The sequence below is a fragment of the Parachitinimonas caeni genome, from assembly GCF_030129945.1.
GTDB classification, from domain to species: Bacteria; Pseudomonadota; Gammaproteobacteria; order Burkholderiales; family Chitinimonadaceae; genus Parachitinimonas; species Parachitinimonas caeni.
The window spans coordinates 1-4,066 of sequence record NZ_JARRAF010000089.1 but is presented as its reverse complement, the minus strand read 5'-3'; the positions used below and the strand labels follow the sequence as shown (position 1 = coordinate 4,066).

The window sequence follows — 4,066 nt, the reverse complement described above, 5'->3', positions numbered from 1 at the left end:
TGGGGCGCAAGAACTGGCTGTTCACAGGCTCCGAACGCGCTGGCCGCCGCGCCGCAGCCATTCAAAGTCTGCTGGCCACCGCCAAGCTCAACGGCCTCGAACCCCTGGCTTGGCTGACCACCACCCTTGAACGTCTCCCCACCTGGCCTAATAGCCGCATTGATGAGTTGCTACCCATCAATCCAACCACCGCTACCTGATTCGAAACCCAGCCGCAAGGTGGGATGGTCGGACGGTTACCGATAACTTCCCTGATCGGAGACTCGAATGGGTAGTTGCAACAACATGACCAAAATCAGAAGATTTGTGCTGAATTTTGAGTCGAAAACCAGCGGAAATTGCGGGGGATTTCTGCTGATCTTTGAATCAACCCACTCTCCCGGTCAAAAATCGACCGGGAAAAGGGGGGTGGGAATGGCTAGCAGCCGTGCGGACAGGACAGTGCAGGCCAACTAATACATCATGTCTTTAGCCGCTTTAATCATGTGCAGAAGAAGAAGATTTGGATGCTTCTCCTGTACATATTCAATGCAAGAGATAAATTCCTCACTCTGTAGAGATCTGGAAACGTCATCAAAGACTGAACTCACACACTTTATTGTCTCTTCATCATTAAGTGTCCTTAGAAAAGAAATTGTTTCCTTTTCATCTCTTATTAGCAAGTCAGCTAGCTCCTCCCAATACTTTGAAATTATCGGATCCTCCAAGTGAAGAATTTTTATCTTCTCCACAATCACTTTCACGTCGGACGAGAGACTCATCATAGCTACTTTCATCAAGGAAATTCAGTACTTCTTGAAGTAACAGGTTGGAAAGTGCCATCAGAGAAAACTGTTGACGGTTTTCCATTGGTGTAAATTACACCAACTCTAACTCCTTTAAAGTTTGTATATATTGGAACTCCATCAGGAATGTTAACTAAGCCCCCGTGGGAGTTAATAGTAAACTCTCCGGCTGATTTAATATCAGCAGCACTCCAGTTTGAAGGAAACCACGACTGCCCCATCCCCGATGCCTTCATTTGGTTTTTATGTTGTGGAACATTTCCAAGCCTTACACCATTCCTAAATGTGTATTCGACGTTATGATCAAGTTTTATTGAACTTAGATAGTTAATATTATCTTGACCATGTCCTCCTGACTTCATATTCGAAGGATTTGGATTCTTTTTTGGATTTCCGGGATTTGGAAAATCCCCAATGTTTGCGTGATCAACAACGCTCTGCTCCAATTTCCTATTTGGGAATGACACTTTGTTTGATCCCACTCCCCTAGAATAGTTTGGAGCACCTGCTGCAGAGGGATTGCCTGCCACCCCCCCACCACTCCAAGCCATGCTTCCTATTGGCAATTCTCCCATTTCAGGAGGAAGGTTAACCCCAACAGGCAACTCATGGGATTGTGCTGCCGTGAAGAGAGTCAGTGCCGCTGAATTTAAATGCAAGCGTTGCTCATGCGAAATATCTTTTCTAGATAGCTGCTGCGCAAGTATTTGTCGGCCATTCTGATACTGCTCCACAGTCATAGTTTGGCTATAGCTGATTTGTGTAATCCGGTTAACTGTGTTTTCTGGAACCTCTGCAGGGAATCGACGAGCCAGCGAATTAATTTCACGCTCATTGTCTGCAATGGCTCTGGCCTCTGCTGCTATCCTCTTTGATCGATACCAAGTTCCATTGGCCACACCACCCTCTTCAAACTCAATAGTAATCTTTCCCGCTTGGCTATCGCCAATAGATGGCGACACTACCGGCTCTGGTGAAGCAGCCTGCATCGATGCCTGAACCGATGCCCCGTGCCCATAAGGGTTGCCAAACACATCCAGCGCCGGATTCATGGCATCCATCATCGAACGGTTATAGGCATATAGACCTAGATCAGCTTCTATATTGGCGTCGATGTCGGAGCCGTTGAAGGCCCGGACTTGGGATGGGTCAAGCGCCAGATCTACCCGTGCTGATCGGCGTACCGTTCCCCATTTCGGTCCAAGATCTCTGTCAATCGGGTCAGCGCCTTCTGCCAATTCCTGCCAGCTGGCTGGCTGCCGGCCCGGGATCAGGGTGCGGTCGGGTTTGGGTCGGTTGTCCTCCCCCTTCACCTGATTCTTGATCATGTCACCCAGGGTGTTGCCCACGGCCTGTGGCAGGGTGTTGCTCCAGCTGAAGTGGCCGGTGCTGATCTTCTGGCTGACGGCGGTGTTGACGAGGTTGACCGCGAGGCTGCGGCTGGCCTGGTTGAACAGGTCGGCTTCGGCAAAGCCTTTGGACAGGCTTTCCTGAACGTTTTGCCAGCCGCTGTTGCCGTACTGGAGGTTACCGATGCCTTGGTTGACGGCTTCGCCGGCCATGGCGCCCGCAGTGGCGCCGGCCACATTGCGCCAGCTGAACGAGCTCATGCCCAGGGCCGAGCCGATGCCCTGGCTCAGGGTAGTGCCAATGGCGGTCTGGACGCCGGTGCCCAGCACGGGGCTGACGCTGTTGAGGCTGCTCATGAAGGGGGTGCCACTCAGGGCCGAGCCGATGCCGGCACCGATTCCCGCACTCAGGGCGCTCATGCCCACCTGGTTCCAGCTGAATTTGTCCTGCACGCCCATGGCCATGCCGGCGGCCTGGCTGACGATGGAGCCCGCAGCGGCACCTATGGCCGAGGTGACCATTGCAACGCCGGCACCATAGGCGCCGGACATGGCTGCTAATCCGGTAGCAAAGGTGCTGGCAGCGGCCGCGCCAACGGCGCCGACGGTGCCGACGGCTGCGACACCGGCCCCCGCTGCCGCAGCACCGCCAGCGGCAGCCGCCCCTCCGGCCGCTGCGCCGGAGGAAGCTGCCGCGACGATGGCGCCCGACGCCGCCCCGGCGGTGTAGATGGTCACGATGATCGCAATCACGATCATGATGATCTGCGCCGCGCCGCAGGGGTCGGCGCCGGGTACCGGCACATTGGCTGGCACCAGGCTGCCCAGGGCTTCGCTCGGGTTGTAGGGCCGGAAGCTGTCGGCGCCGTGGCGCAGGTTGATCACCTTGTTCGGGATGGTCAGCACCCGGCCGGCGCTCAGGCTTTCGCTGCCCGAGAGGCCGTTGCTGTCGGCCAGCATCGTCCACAGGCTGGCATCGCCCCACAGGTTGCGGGCAATGTCTTGCAGGGTGTCGCCGGCCTGCACGGTGTATTAGCCCGGGGTCGGCAGCGGGTTGTTGGGGTTGACCGACTGGTAGTGGCGGTAGAAGTCCACCGACGTCACCGCCTGGGCGGTGGTGGCCGGTTTCTCGGTATTGCCACGCTGCACCATCTGGTTGAACCCCTGCACATAGCTTTGCCGGATCAGCGAGCTGGGCGCGCCTTCCTTACGGCTCTGCCGGATCTCGCCGATCTGGGTGCCGTTGCTGTAGTAGAGGCTGGCGCTGTGGCTGTCTGCCTCGTCCAGTGCCAGGTGCTCGCGGTGCAGCAGCTGGCCTTGCGGGTTGCTGTAGTACCAGCTGCTGGCAATGGCCTTGCGGGGGTCCTGTACTGCCGGGCTCCAGCTGTCCTGCCGTAGCAGGTGGCCGCTGGCGTTGTAGCGCAGCAGGGCATCGGCCCGTTCTTTGCTTTCGATCTGGCTGATGACGCGGACTTCCTTGGCGCTATCCCACCACTGGTAGCGGTAGTCGGTGGTGCCGGTGATTTTGATATTGGGGTCGTTGTCAGCCGGTGGCTGGCCCTCCCGTGCCGCCAGGAAGGTGGCATAGCTGGCGTAGGTACGGGTTCGTAGCAGCGCGCCGGTTTCGCCATCGTAGAAGTAGTGGGTGTGCTGCCCGCCCAGCAGTTGATCGGTCAAGCGGCCGTTGCTGTCGTATTTGTTGTTGATCTGGCCATCGGTCGGCTGGCCTGTGCTCTGGTCATGGATCTTGACCACCCGGCCATAGCCATCGAGCCAGCGCAGGTGGTTGCCGTGGTCGCCACCCCTTGAGACGGTCTGGTAGAGCTGGCCATCGCCGGTGTAGGTGTAGGTCTCGGTGACGCCGCTGGTGCCATCGGGGTTGGTCTGCAGCTTGCCCTTCTCGTATTTCTGGAAGGTGCTGGTCCGGCGCAG

General features: G+C 56.8%; 3 protein-coding genes. 1 reads left to right on the top strand and 2 read right to left on the bottom strand.

Annotated features, from left to right (window positions below):
• On the top strand, positions 1-200 hold a 200-nt coding region (locus tag PZA18_RS23500; RefSeq protein WP_284103332.1), incomplete at its 5' end, for a transposase domain-containing protein.
• A gap of 575 nt (positions 201-775) precedes the next feature.
• Here PZA18_RS23500 and PZA18_RS23495 read toward each other — a convergent pair.
• Positions 776-3,040 (bottom strand): EndoU domain-containing protein, encoded by a 2,265-nt coding sequence (locus PZA18_RS23495; protein ID WP_407951210.1) that lies wholly within the window; start codon positions 3,038-3,040, stop codon positions 776-778.
• A gap of 126 nt (positions 3,041-3,166) precedes the next feature.
• Positions 3,167-4,066 (bottom strand): hypothetical protein (locus PZA18_RS23490; RefSeq protein ID WP_284103330.1); only part of this gene is annotated, 900 nt, incomplete at its 5' end.